Raw genomic sequence first — 13,357 nt, forward strand, 5'->3', positions numbered from 1 at the left:
GCACGCTGGCGCGCATGCGGCAGGAGTTCCAGTCACGCCCCGAGCTGGACGAGACGCTGGCGCTGCTGCCGCTGGACGAACCGTTCGCGCCGTTCGCGCTGCCGGTCAGCGAGCAACCGCTGGTATCGGTGATCATTCCGGTTCACGGCAAGCTCGCCTACACCGTCGCCTGCCTGCGCTCGCTGGCGCGGCACGGTGCGCAGGCGCCGTTCGAGGTGATCGTGGTGGACGACGCCTCGCCGGACGCCAGCACCGCCGCGCTGGCGCAGATCGGCGGCCTGCGCCTGCTGCGCAATGCCGCGAACCTCGGCTTCATCGGCAGCTGCAACGCCGGCGCTACCGCGGCCCGCGGCGAATTCCTGCTGTTCCTCAACAACGACACGCAAGTGACGTCAGGCTGGCTGGACGCGCTGCTGCACTGCTTCGCCGAGCGCGCCGATTGCGGCATCGCCGGCAGTCGGCTGGTCTACCCGGACGGGCGGTTGCAGGAAGCGGGCGGCCTGGTGTTTGCCGACGGCAGCTGCTGGACCACCGGCCGCTTCCAACCGCGCAGCATGCCGCTGTTCCGCTGCCGCCGCGAGGTCGACTACGTCTCCGGCGCCTCGCTGCTGATCCGCCGCGAACTGTTCCAACGCATCGGCGGTTTCGACGCGCGCTTCGCACCGGCCTACTACGAGGATGCCGACCTGGCGTTCGCGGTGCGCCGGCGCGGCCTGCGCGTGTACTACGAACCGGCCAGCACGGTGATCCACTGCGAAGGCATCAGTGCCGGCACCGACTTGAGCCGCGGCATGAAGCGTCACCAACGGCCCAACCAGGCGAAGTTCGTCGACAAATGGACGGCCGAACTCGCCGCCCAGCCGCCCGCCGGCACGCCACTCGAACGCGCGATCCACTGGCGCCGGCGCGGCCGCGTGCTGGTGGTGGACGCGATGACGCCGGAGCCTGCACGCGATTCCGGCTCGCTGCGCCTGTGCGCGATCCTGCGCCTGCTCGACGAGCAGGGCTGGAGCACCGCCTTCCTGCCCGACGATGGCCGCGCCAGCCCGGCGGAGATCGACGCACTCGGCGCAGTGGGCTGCGAAGTGTTGTGCAAGCCGTGGGTGGCGGACCTGCCGCGCTGGCTGCGCGAGCACGGCAGCGAACTGCACGCGGTGATCCTGTGCCGGCACACCGTCGCCGGCCAGTACGCCGAACTGGTGCGCCGGCACGCGCCGCAGGCGAAGCTGGTCTTCGACACGGTGGACCTGCACTTCCTGCGCGAACGGCGCGCCGCCGAACTCGGCGGCAGCAGCATCATGGCCCGCCAGGCCGAAGCCGCACGCCGCAGCGAGCTGGCCCTGATCGAACAGGCCGACGTCAGCTTCGTGGTCAGCCCGCACGAGCGGGCACTGCTGGCACGCCTGCTGCCGCAGGCGCGGGTGGAATTGCTGTCCAACATCCATGAGGTACACGGCTGCCGGCACCCGCACGCGGGACGCGGCGACCTGGTCTTCATCGGCGGTTATGGCCACCCACCGAACAGCGACGCGGTCCACTGGATCGCCGACGAGATCCTGCCGCGCCTGCGCGAAGCGATACCCGGCATCCGCGTGCACGTGCTCGGCGACATGCCCGATGCGGCGCGGCGCGCGCTGTCCACGCCAGGCCTCGAATTCCACGGCCGCGTGGCGGAGCTGGCGCCGTGGCTGGACCGCTGCCTCGCCACCCTGGCGCCGCTGCGTTTCGGCGCCGGCGTGAAGGGCAAGATCAACATGTCGATGAGCCACGGCGTGCCAGTGATCGCCACTACCATCGCGGTGGAAGGCATGCAGCTCGCCGATGGCGTGAACGTGCTGGTGGCCGACGACGCAGCCGCCATCGTCGAGGCGGTGCTGCGGCTGCAGCGCTACGAAACGCTCTGGCAGCAGCTCTCCATGCACGGCCTCGACAATGTGCAGCAGCACTTTTCCGCCGCCGCCGCCGCCGCCGTCCTGCATCGCGTGCTGGATTGACCACGCGCACGCCAGCGCCGATGCTTCGGCATCGCCACCGATAGGCCGCCATGTCCGCTCGCGACTTCGCCAAACGCTGTCTGTTCACCGTGCTGCGCATCGGCTTCCGGCTGACCCCGATGCCGGGTACCACCCGCGACCGGCTGCGCCAGCGTTTCCTGGACCGGCACGCGGACCTGCTGCCGAAGGGGCCGCGCGGCCAATCGAATGAAGCGTCGCAGGCCGAGCGCCGACCACGCAGCCAGGCTGCCGGACGCGCGATCGGTTTTGTGCCCCGACGCAGTGGCGCGCTGCCGACGCCGTTGCCCGTCACCGTGGTGGCGTTCTACCTGCCGCAGTTCCACCCGATCCCGGAGAACGACGCGTGGTGGGGTGAGGGCTTCACCGAGTGGCACAACGTGACGCGCGCGCTGCCGCAGTTCGAAGGGCATGCGCAGCCGCGCCTGCCCGGCGAGCTGGGCTTCTACGACCTGCGCCTGGCGGACACGATGCGCCGGCAGATGCAGCTGGCCCGCGAATACGGTATCGCCGCGTTCTGCAGCTACTTCTACTGGTTCGCCGGCAAGACCTTGCTGGAAACGCCACTGCAGCAATGGCTGACCGACCCCGCGCTCGACCTGCCGCTGTGCCTGTGCTGGGCCAACGAGAACTGGTCACGACGCTGGGACGGCCGCGCCGACGACATCCTGATCGGCCAGCAGCACAGTCCCGCCGACGACCTCGCCTTCATCGAACATGTCGCGCAGTACCTCGCCGACCCGCGCTACCTGCGCGTCGACGGCAAGCCGTTGCTGCTGGTCTACCGCCCCGGCCTGCTGCCGGACCCGAAGGCGACCGCCGCGCGCTGGCGCGAGTGGTGCCGCGCGAACGGCATCGGCGAGATCCGGCTTGCCTACGTGCAGAGTTTCGACCGGGTCGATCCGCGCACCATCGGCTTCGACGCCGCGGTGGAATTCCCGCCGAACAACACCACGCCCGCGCCGATCACCGCGCGGCAGCGCCTGCTCAACCCGGACTACCGCGGCGACGTGCACGACTGGCGCGAGCTGGCGCGGCAGTCGATGGCGCAACCCGAGCCCGCCTATCCGCGCTACCCCGGCGTCAATCCGGGCTGGGACAACGAGCCGCGCCGCAGCGGTGGCGGCCGCGTGTTCGCGCATGCCTCGCCGCGCGGCTATCGCGACTGGTTGCGGCACGCCGTCGGTGTCGCGCAGCGGCGCTTTCCAGCGCAGCCGCTGGTGTTCGTCAACGCGTGGAACGAATGGGCCGAAGGCGCCGTACTGGAGCCGGACAGCCGGCTTGGCCATGCCTGGCTGGAGGCCACCCGCGCCGCGCTGCAGCCGGCGCCGGCCGCCGATACGCGCCCCTGCGCGGTGATCCACGTCTGGTACCCCGAGCTGCTGGACGAACTGGTGGCAGCACTACGTGCCAGCGGCATCGACTGGCGCATCGTGATCACCACCGCTGTGGAGCGCGAACAGTCGGTGCGCGAACGGATGACACAGCTCGGCCTCGACGCCGAGATCGAAGTGTTCGAGAACCGCGGCCGCGACATCCTGCCGTTCCTGCACGTGGCCAACCGCCTGCTCGACGAGGGCGTGACAACCGTACTGAAACTGCACGGCAAGCGCTCCACCCATCGCCAGGACGGCGAGACCTGGCGCCGCGAACTGCTCGACAAGCTGCTCGCGCCCGAGCGCGCCGCGCGCATCGCGGCCGCCTTCCGCGACGACGCCACGCTCGGCCTGGTACACGCCGAGGGCCACCTGCAACCGCTGGACTACTACTGGGGCGCCAACCAGGCCAACGTCGACTATCTCACCCGTCGCCTCGGCATCGCGGCGCCGCAGGTGGAACACGACAGCTTCATCGCCGGCAGCATGTTCTGGCTGCGCCCGGCGGCCCTGCGCTTGCTGCTGGACGCCCATCTGGAAGTGGCGGAATTCGAGGCTGAAGCGGGCCAGCTCGACGGCACCCTGGCCCACGCCATCGAACGCGTGTTCAGCCTGAGCGCCAGCGCCGGCGGCTTCAGCACGCTCAGCGCGGCCGGCCTGCTGGGCCTCGCCGAAGCGGCGCCCGGGACGTACCCGTACGCGCAGCGCAGCGGCTGATCACCATCGCTGCGCCGCCGAACCGCTCATTTCGTACGATTGTTCGATGCCGGGTAGAATGGCGGTTTCGCACCCCTGCTGGGGCGGCCAACGAGGTAGGAATTCGCAGATGAAAATTCTGGTCGGCTACAAGCGCGTCGTGGACTACAACGTGCGCATCCAGGTCAAGCCCGACGGCAGCGGCGTGGTCACCGACGGCGTCAAGCTGTCTGCCAACCCGTTCGACGACATCGCGCTGGAAGAGGCGCTGCGCCTGCGCGAGAAAGGTGTCGCCGAGGAAGTCATCGTGGTCGGTATCGGCCCGGCCGACCTCACTGCGCACCTGCGCAACGGCCTGGCGATGGGTGCGAACCGCGCGATCCACGTGGTCACCAGCGACGCCGTGCAGCCGCTGACCGCCGCCCGCGTGTTCCTCAAGCTGATCGAGAAAGAGCAGCCAGGCCTGGTGATCCTGGGCAAGCAGGCGATCGACGACGACGCCAACCAGACCGGCCAGATGCTCGCCGCGCTGTGGGATCGCCCGCAGGCCACGTTCGCCAGCAAGGTCGAGATCGCCGACGGCAAGGCCACGGTGACCCGCGAGGTCGACGCCGGCCTGGAAGTGATCGAAGCCGAGCTGCCGGCGGTGATCACCACCGACCTGCGCCTCAACGAGCCGCGCTTCATCAAGCTGCCGGACATCATGAAGGCGAAGTCCAAGCCGATCGACACGATCGAGTTAGGCTCGCTCGGTGTCGAAGCGAACGATCATCTGAAGACCACGCACTACGCCGCGCCGGCCAAGCGCAGCAAGGGCGTGATGGTGAAGGACGCGGCCGAACTGGTCGCGGCACTGAGGCAGAAAGGGCTTTTGTGATCATCCCTGATCAACCCCCGGCCATCCATGGCCGGACTTTCAAATGAAAGCCGCCAAGTCCCAAGTTTGAGGAAACCCCATGAGCAAGATCCTGGTCATCGCCGAACATCTCGGCGGCAAACTCAACTCCTCCACCGCGCGCGCCGTGAGCGCCGCCATCGCGGTGAAAGGCGAAGCGATCGACGTACTGGTGCTGGCCGACCGCGTCGACGCGATCGCCGCCGAGGTCGCGAAGATCGACGGCGTAAGCCGCGTGCTCACCGTCGCCCGCCCCGAGAACGCCCACCCGCTGGCCGCCGTGCTGGCGCCGCAGATCGCCAAGGCCGCTGCCGGCTACAGCCACGTGTTCGTGCCGTCCACCACCTTCGGCAAGGACGTCGCCCCGCGCGTCGCCGCCCTGCTCGGCGTGGCCCAGGTCAGCGACGTGATGAGCGTCGAAGCCGCGCACACGTTCAAGCGCCCGATCTACGCCGGCAACGCGATCATCACGGTCGAAGCCGATGCCGCCCACACCGTCGTCGCCACGATCCGCTCGGCCTCGTGGCCGGCCGCCGCCACCGGCGCCAGCAACGCACCGGTCGAAGCGCTGGCTGTCGGCGCGACCCTGCCCACGCATACCCGCTTCGTCGAGTTGAAGCAGGGCAGCAGCGATCGCCCAGACCTGCAGAGCGCCAGCAAGGTCGTCTCCGGCGGCCGTGGCGTCGGCTCGAAGGAAAACTTCGACATCATCTTCAAGTTCGCGGACAGGATCGGCGCCGCCGTCGGCGCCTCGCGCGCCGCGGTGGACGCCGGCTACGTGCCGAGCGACCTGCAGGTCGGCCAGACCGGCAAGATCATCGCCCCCGAGCTGTACATGGCCATCGGCATCTCCGGCGCCATCCAGCACCTCACCGGCATCAAGGACGCTGGTACCATCGTGGCGATCAACAAGGACGGTGAAGCGCCGATCTTCGAGGTCGCCGACTTCGGCCTGGTGGGGGATCTGTTCAAGATTATTCCGGAGCTTGAGGCGGCACTGGAGTGAGCCAACCTTGCCGTAGAATCGTGACGATGCCCTTAGGACTCAATCGCACCCACTTGATCAATGAACACTCTGCGGCCGCAGGACGGCTGGCCGTTCGCTCCGTAAGAGCGCCATCGCCTGGACTGACGAGTGAAACCACGACTTCTTTTTATTTCGCGCAAATGGCCACCAGCAGTCGGGGGCATGGAAACCTACTCGGTGGAGTTGGCCGCCGCACTCGAATCGCATTTCGAGGTAACGCGGTTGGTGCTGCCTGGCCGAAAGAGCGGTCGGACGCCGTCATTGTTCGGATACGGAGTCTTCTTGCTCAAGGCCATGCTCTATGGCCTTATCTACAGCCGAAAATTCACGCACCTCGTCTTGGGTGACTTGGTGCTTTTCCCAGTGGCGCTCTGCTGTCGCTTGGCCAATCCAGGACAGCGGCGCACAGTGATTGTCTACGGTCTTGACTTGGTCTATGGGCAACGGAAAGGTCTTTTGCCTCGGGTCTACGCCGTCTACTTCACTCTCTTCCGCGCATGCAGACGCCTGTTCCTCGATATAGTTGCGATCTCAGGCTACACGGCCCAGCTGGCCATCGAGGTCGGCCTAGCGCCAGTACGCGTTGTAACCCCCGCACTGCCACAGAGCCAACTCACAGCCACAGTTACTGCGACGACGCCACTTCCAAAAGCATTCGCGCGAGCACACAAGCGAGTGCTGCAGTTCGGACGCCTCGTTCCAAGGAAGGGCGCACTATGGTTCGCGCAAAACGTCGTACCTCTGCTGCCGGACGATGTCGAGTTTTTTGTGGTCGGCTCCGCGCATGGCTACTGCCAGCTCGACGAGCTGACCCGCTGTGCTCGGACGCATTACCTCGGGCCCATGCCTACGAATGACCTAGCCACACTTATTCGCAGCGCAGACGCGGTAGTAATGCCGAATGTGTCGTCGCCGGATGGTACGAGGGATGTTGAGGGCTTCGGCCTTGTTGCCATCGAAACATCCTCTATCGGCGGACTGCTCATAGCCTCGCGCCTGCAGGGCATCACAGATGCCCTGCAGGACGGCGTCACCGGACTTCTGGTAGAGGCCGGCAATACCAGCGCATGGCGAGACGCCGTATGCTGCTTGCTGGACGAGACGCCTGCGCAGCTCACCGCGCGCCGGGCCATAGCGGCGGTGCGGACGCGCGACCACTACTCCCGCAAACGGATGGGCGATGCATTTGCCAGTCTCTTACTCAAAAAAGCGCTGAGCAGCAAATGAGCACCACCCACCAGAATAGATTCGCGATTCACAACCATTCTGATGTACCTAAGTGCTGCGACTGGAGCTGACCCGATGAATGCGCACTCCAAGCGGCTGCTCCATCTCGCCGGGACTCTCATATCGCTGATACTGATCGCCTATCTCGTTAGCCGTTTCGTGCAAATGCGGCAAGCAGTCGCCATCCAGCTTCATGGCGGCCTGCCTTGGGCCACTATGGCCATGGCCAGTGCAGCCTGTTTGCTGGCCTACCTGCCAATTTCCATGGCATGGGCACTGCTCACATCTCCCGGAAAGGTATTAAAAAGGTTTCCAGTGTCAGTCAAGATAGTGATGCTGTCGCAAGCCGCACGCTATCTGCCCGGCAATGTGGGACACCTCGTGGGCCGTGTGATGCTTACCAAACGCCATATGGGCGTTGGCGCCGCCCATGGCTCCGCCCTGATGACCATCGAACTGCTGCTGTCCCTTGTGTGTGCTGCCCTCTTGAGCACTGCGGCAATCCCAGCGCTCGCTGTGTTTGCCCCTTCGTGGCTCGCGCAGTTCCTCGTCCGTCCTTACATCGTAGTGTGCGCCATCTGCCTAGCGGTAGCCGCCATAATCGGCCTGCTGATCGCAAGCCAGCGTCGGCTCAAGCTCAAGCTACCAGCACCATCAACCGTGCTCGCCACGTGCGTTTTTTACGCGGCTGCACTGATCGTAGGCGGCGTGGCGCTTTGGCTGCTGCTTGGCAAGCAGCATGTCCATGCCATCTCTCCCAGTTTGGCACTTCTCGCCTATACGACGTCTTGGCTTGCCGGCTTCGTGACGCCAGGTGCTCCATCTGGCTTAGGTGTAAGAGAGTTCATCCTCGTACAGCTGCTCGCACCGACCATCGGCGAGCCGGAGGCACTGTTGGCCGCGGCTCTTCTTCGGCTGTGTTCGGTGATGGCAGATGCAGTGGCCTTTGGCATCGGCCTGCTCTTGACTCGGTTATTTCGAAGGGGCATATAGGGACGGTGGCGCGCTGAAACGATCCCCCACCTCTCTGCATGACCCAACGCCATATACTCAGCTAATGGCTACGCCTTTCACGATTTCTGGAAATGAGTTATGCCGGTTCCGTCGGAGACGTAGCGTGCAAACTCCAGGACACGAAAATTTTTCGCTGTCGCCTAGGTTTGGTAGGGCGTAGAAAGTCAGAAACATACTACATGCACGAAGCAGGAGGTTAGGCGTGGCCAATATTGAAGAAAGCAAGCGTATGCACTCAGGCTCTTACGTGGAGAGTTATGAGCACAAACCTATTACACGAATTGCCAACCTCGTTGCGCTAATGAACATTAATGGCGGCGAGTTGATTGCGGATTTTGCTTGCGGCAATGCGATGCTGCTTCCGCTTGTTGCGCCTATGGTAACCCACTACTACGGTGTGGATTTTTCCGAAGACTTCATCACCGCCGCGAAACGGCGCGCTGAAAACCATTCCATTAAAAACTGCAGCCTTTACTGCCAGGACATTATTACTTTTTGCAACGATCACCAAAATCAATTTGATATTGCAACAGCACTTGATTTTTCTGAGCATATAGATAATGAAGATTTCTTAAAAATATTTTCGGCCATTCGGAAAAGCTTAAAATCCGGTGGTCGACTTTTCTTACATACTCCAAATCTAGATTTTTTTATCGAAAGGTTAAAGAGTAAGGGCATCTTGCGTCAGTTCCCTGAGCATATCGCGGTGCGTAACACTGCACAAAATGTGGAAATGCTCGAACAGTGCGGCTTCGACAAAGCAAAAATGCGGGTCCAGCACATTGCTCACTACAACGTATTGAGAGTTCTACACCCGCTATCCGCATTACCGGTAATTGGGAAATTATTTGCAGCTCGTTTGTTCATAGAATGCGAAAATTGACTCCGACGGCCCGACAAATCCGTAAGCTAAATTAAGGCTCATGTCGATTTGCAAATCTTCGCGACGATATGATTTAAGGTCGGCGGCAGCCACTTCAGATCATGAATTATCGTCGCAACCAGATATTCGCGCCGACCATTGGCCTTATTAAGGACATCCATGAAACTCATCATCCAGATCCCCTGCCTCAACGAAGCCGAGACGCTGGCGATCGCACTGGCTGATCTACCTCGTGCAGTCGAAGGATTCGACACCGTCGAATGGCTGATCATCGACGATGGTTCAACCGACAACACGGCGGAGATCGCTCGGCAGAACGGTGTCCATCACGTTGTTCGCCATCCGGTGAATCGAGGCCTCGCGGTCGGCTTCATGTCCGGCCTGGATGCATGTCTGAGCCTGGGTGCTGATGTCATCGTTAACACCGATGCCGACAACCAGTACTGTGGCGCCGACATTCCCAAGCTTACTGCACCGGTGCTGGCTCACGAGGCCGACATCGTCATCGGCGCGCGGCCGATCGACGAGACCGAGCATTTTTCCTGGATCAAGAAAAAGCTGCAGCGCCTCGGCAGCTGGGCCGTGCGCGTGGCCAGCAAGACCGACGTCGCCGACGCCCCCAGCGGTTTCCGCGCGATGTCGCGTGAAGCGGCGATGCGCCTCAACGTGTTCAACGCCTATACCTATACGCTGGAAACCATCATCCAGGCGGGCCAGAGCAATTTGACCATCGTCTCCGTGCCAATCCGCACCAATGGCGACCTGCGCCCGTCGCGACTGGTCAAGAGCATTTCCAGTTACGTCAAGCGTTCGCTGGTGACGATCCTTCGCGTCTTCGTGATTTACCGCCCCTTGGCACTGTTTTTCTACGTGGGTTCGGTGTTCTGGCTGATCGGACTGGCCGCGGGCGCACGCTTCCTTTACTACTACCTTGGCCACAGCGGCGAAGGCCATATCCAGTCGGTGATCCTTGCCTCGCTGTGCGTCACGCTCGGCATGTTGCTGTACATGATGGGGCTGATCGGCGACTTGATCGCCACCAATCGCAAGCTGATGGAAAACATCAACACCCGTCTGAAGAAGATGAGCTACGACCACCGTAATCAGGACTGATCCCGCGCATGTACGCGCGCGCTGCTTCGTCCATGGATGGCGCCGGTCGCATCAATGATCCGGCACGCCGGTCGTACAATGTTAGCGGGGTCTGCCAGTCGAGCGGATCAAGCAAGGCCTGGCCGTTCGTACCAACCATGTCATGGCGTTGCTGATGTTGCCTCTCCGCCTTGCTGACGCAATCGCGCAATTCCAGTGACATGCCGTCGCTTCAGTCATTCAAGGCCTCCTCAGACTCCGGGCAGATCGGAGCGTTACACTTGCGAGGTTTAGATGCCGGCAGCCGTGCGGCGGCACAACCTATGCCACCCGAACCTTGAAAAGGAGTTCTTCATGTTGATTCCCGTCATCCTCAGTGGCGGCAGCGGCACCCGGCTATGGCCGCTGTCGCGCAAGAACCTGCCCAAGCAGTTCCTTCCGCTCGCCGGCGACTCGACACTGTTCCAGCAAACCGTGGCGCGTGCACAAACGCTGCCGGATGCGGCCAGCCCGATCGTGGTCTGCAGCGAGAATCACCGCTTCCTTGTCGCCGAACAGCTGCAGATGCTTGGCATCTCCGATGCCTCGATCCTGCTGGAACCGGTCGCCCGCAATACCGCGCCAGCCATTGCGCTTGCTGCGTTGCAGGCCTTGAGCAGGGACCCTGACGCAACTTTGCTGGTGCTTCCTGCCGACCATCTGATCGGCGATACGGACAGCTTTGGCGACGCCGTGCGCAAGGCCTTGCCACTGGCTGCCGATGGTTGGCTGGTCACCTTCGGTATTCGTCCGGATGCCCCGGAAACCGGCTTCGGCTATATCCGTCGCGGCAATCCACTGAACGACAGCGGCTACCAGGTCGATGCCTTCGTGGAGAAGCCCGATCGCGCCACCGCCGAGTCCTACCTGGAAACGGGTGCCTATGACTGGAATTCGGGCATGTTCCTGTTCCGGGCGAGCCGTCTGCTGGAAGAGCTCGCTCAACGGGCACCAACGATATATGCCGGTACCGCAGCCGCCTTCGAAAGCGCGCATACGGACCTTGATTTCGTGCGCGTCGACAAGGATGCGTTTGCCGAGGTTCCCGAAGACTCGATCGATTACGCCGTAATGGAAAGAACCAGGCGCGCCGCCGTGGTTCCGGTCAGCTGCGAGTGGAGTGACATCGGTTCGTGGGCCGCCCTATGGGCTGCGTCCGAGCGCGATGACAATGGCAATCGACTTGAGGGCGACGTGCTCGCGCTGGACAGCAAGAACTCCTACGCGCGCAGCTCGCATCGCCGCATGGTGGCGCTGCTCGGTGTGGAGGACCTCATTGTGGTCGACACACCTGATGCCGTACTCGTCGCCGCCCGCAGCCATGCGCAAGACGTGAAAAAACTGGTCGACGAGTTGAAGGCGGCAGATCGGCCGGAGCACATGTTCCACCGAAAGGTGTATCGCCCGTGGGGAAGCTACGACTCCATCGACATGGGTGAGCGATTCCAGGTGAAGCGCATCATGGTGAAGGGTGGAGCATCGCTGAGCCTGCAGAAGCATCACCATCGTGCCGAACACTGGATCGTGGTGTCGGGCACCGCGGAAGTGACTCGCGACGACGAGGTATTCATGCTCAGCGAGAACCAGAGCACCTACCTGCCGCTGGGCAGCGTGCATCGCCTGCGCAATCTCGGCAAGGTGCCGCTGGAGCTGATCGAGGTGCAGTCCGGCAGCTACCTGGGCGAGGACGACATCGTGCGGCTGGAGGACGTCTACGGTCGCGCGTGACCCCTGTTCCGGGCTTCCCCACCGTTGTCCATTCCTACCCAGCCGACAAAGACGCATTTCCATACGCCCAGATCCTGCCGGTGCAGGAGAATGTCGCCTGGTTCGATACCTGGGGAACCAAAGCCTTGGCGCTGGGCCCATTCGACAACCGCGCCAATGCAGCCACCGGCAAGATATGCGACGCGAATGGAAAGCCGCTGCCACCGGCGGCAGCGCACTGACGTGAAACGCCATGCTGGCAGGAGAGTGGCAACCCTCCTGCAGGCTCTCAAGCCGCGACGGTGAGACCGCACCGTGCGCGTATCGATATCAGGCGAAGCCATAATTGGGCATTCGACAAACGTACATCGGGCCGCCACATTGCGTTCAGGCTCAGGTGACCGCTTGCCCTTCGACATCAGCTGGAGCGCCCCGCCAAACAAACCTGCACTACGGCGGGGCCAGCCAGACGCGGCTGAACCCAATCTATGTACAATCCGGTGGCGACGTCTAAAAGAAGTCGTCATGCGACTTGGGATATTCGCACCCTGCCCAATTGAGTACATGCTGTAGCAGCGCCACCGATATTGGTTATGGGTTAGCCCGAAGTTTTTGCCACATCCTCGATTCTCAAATGCAAGGACAGGTGAAGCCGATGGTATCGAACGAAAATTTGAGAAAATATCAGTCGGAAGGATTCAAGCTGATCGATGGATGGTGCTCTGATCAACTCTTCGAAACGGTCGATCTGTTGGCCTCGGCAAGCATAAACAAAAGCGGTGGCTGCCTTGAAATAGGCGTTCACCACGGTAAGTTTTACTTATTGCTCAACCAAGTCATTCCATCCACTGAAACATCATATGCCGTCGATGTATTCCACAATCAACACCTCAACATCGATTGGTCTGGCTCAGGCTCACTCGAGATATTCCGTTCCAACCTGGAAAAATATGATGCTCACCAAGGCATGAACACAAAGGTCATCATAGGTGACTCAACTGACTACGGCCTTGAACTCGAGAAGAACATCGGCCCGGGATCGCTCCGATTAATCTCCATTGACGGGGGTCATAGCGTCGAACACACAGTCAACGACCTCCTTCTTGCCAATAGGCTAGTTAAAAATGAAGGCGTTGCTATTTTGGATGACGTCATGAATCACCACTGGCTCGGTGTGATGGAAGGCCTGTTTAAATTCCTGAGCACATCCCCCACCTTGGTACCTTTCGCCATCGGAGAAAACAAACTCTACCTGTGCAAACTGAGTTTTCAGGACTTCTACTTCAAATATTTTTCGGAAAGTCCCCTGATGACGAAACAAGTTCGGTTTTTCGGATACAACGTGGCCGCTCTGTAAGTGGAACCAACTAAGCCCTATTACTCGCCACG

The 13,357-nt window shown here is 62.3% G+C and carries 11 protein-coding genes; all 11 read left to right on the top strand.

All coding sequences use genetic code 11. From position 1 onward, the window contains the following. Window positions 1-14 precede the first annotated feature (14 nt). Complete coding sequence (locus ABD024_RS14115; protein WP_343853805.1) at window positions 15-1,994, top strand: glycosyltransferase; 1,980 nt, start codon at window positions 15-17, stop codon at window positions 1,992-1,994. Window positions 1,995-2,044: 50 nt separating this feature from the next. Next, the gene (locus ABD024_RS14120; protein WP_343853810.1) at window positions 2,045-4,105 is read left to right on the top strand and encodes a glycoside hydrolase family 99-like domain-containing protein; all 2,061 of its coding nucleotides are present in this window, start codon (window positions 2,045-2,047) and stop codon (window positions 4,103-4,105) included. 109 nt (window positions 4,106-4,214) lie between these two features. After that, entirely contained in the window at window positions 4,215-4,961 is a 747-nt protein-coding gene (locus tag ABD024_RS14125; RefSeq protein ID WP_343853814.1) for an electron transfer flavoprotein subunit beta/FixA family protein, read from the top strand. Between the two features lie 79 nt (window positions 4,962-5,040). Beyond that, window positions 5,041-5,985 carry an electron transfer flavoprotein subunit alpha/FixB family protein gene (locus ABD024_RS14130; protein WP_343853816.1) on the top strand — a complete coding sequence of 315 codons (945 nt, stop codon included), beginning with the start codon at window positions 5,041-5,043 and terminating at the stop codon, window positions 5,983-5,985. A gap of 183 nt (window positions 5,986-6,168) precedes the next feature. Next, the gene (locus ABD024_RS14135) at window positions 6,169-7,233 is read left to right on the top strand and encodes a glycosyltransferase family 4 protein (RefSeq protein ID WP_343853818.1); all 1,065 of its coding nucleotides are present in this window, start codon (window positions 6,169-6,171) and stop codon (window positions 7,231-7,233) included. A gap of 75 nt (window positions 7,234-7,308) precedes the next feature. Beyond that, on the top strand, window positions 7,309-8,226 hold the full coding sequence (locus ABD024_RS14140) for a lysylphosphatidylglycerol synthase domain-containing protein (RefSeq protein ID WP_343853822.1): 918 nt from the start codon (window positions 7,309-7,311) through the stop codon (window positions 8,224-8,226). A gap of 223 nt (window positions 8,227-8,449) precedes the next feature. Next, complete coding sequence (locus tag ABD024_RS14145; RefSeq protein WP_343853824.1) at window positions 8,450-9,130, top strand: class I SAM-dependent methyltransferase; 681 nt, start codon at window positions 8,450-8,452, stop codon at window positions 9,128-9,130. 159 nt (window positions 9,131-9,289) lie between these two features. Next, a complete protein-coding gene (locus tag ABD024_RS14150; protein ID WP_343853827.1) occupies window positions 9,290-10,243 on the top strand; it encodes a glycosyltransferase family 2 protein in 954 nt (317 codons plus the stop codon). A gap of 333 nt (window positions 10,244-10,576) precedes the next feature. Beyond that, a complete protein-coding gene (locus ABD024_RS14155; protein WP_343853832.1) occupies window positions 10,577-11,989 on the top strand; it encodes a mannose-1-phosphate guanylyltransferase/mannose-6-phosphate isomerase in 1,413 nt (470 codons plus the stop codon). Next, entirely contained in the window at window positions 11,986-12,210 is a 225-nt protein-coding gene (locus ABD024_RS14160) for a hypothetical protein (protein WP_343853837.1), read from the top strand. The genes ABD024_RS14155 and ABD024_RS14160 overlap by 4 nt, the downstream gene beginning before the upstream one ends. 392 nt (window positions 12,211-12,602) lie before the next feature. Continuing rightward, complete coding sequence (locus ABD024_RS14165) at window positions 12,603-13,325, top strand: class I SAM-dependent methyltransferase (protein WP_343853841.1); 723 nt, start codon at window positions 12,603-12,605, stop codon at window positions 13,323-13,325. Window positions 13,326-13,357: the final 32 nt, after the last annotated feature.

The sequence above is a fragment of the Rhodanobacter soli genome (assembly GCF_039523495.1).
In the GTDB taxonomy this organism is placed as follows: Bacteria; Pseudomonadota; Gammaproteobacteria; order Xanthomonadales; family Rhodanobacteraceae; genus Rhodanobacter; species Rhodanobacter soli.